Here is a 256-nt window from a genome sequence, read left to right on the forward strand (position 1 = left end):
ACTGGTACGATTCCAACGGTACGCTAGTGGCATCGAACACTGCGAGCTATGCTACGCCCAACAACCTTGCTGCGGGCAGCTACGACTATTTCGTGGAGGCGGTGAACACCAACAACTGCAGCAACAGCACGGCCTCTCGTACCAGGATCACGATCTCCGTTGGCGGGCTTTCGTTGGCCTCCGATATCCAGGTTTCCGGCAACGCCAGTGCCTGCGGTACGGGCACCTTTGTCCTTACGGCCAGCAGCACCACTGT

General features: G+C 58.6%; 1 protein-coding gene. It reads left to right on the forward strand.

Annotation, left to right across the window (positions count from 1 at the left end; genetic code table 11):
* Nucleotides 1-26: 26 nt before the first annotated feature.
* A partial coding sequence (locus JHD79_RS23255; protein ID WP_370583375.1) for a hypothetical protein occupies nt 27-256 on the forward strand: 230 nt, incomplete at its 3' end.

The sequence above is a fragment of the Pedobacter sp. ASV28 genome (genome assembly GCF_016428855.1).
Lineage (GTDB): Bacteria > Bacteroidota > Bacteroidia > Sphingobacteriales > Sphingobacteriaceae > Pedobacter.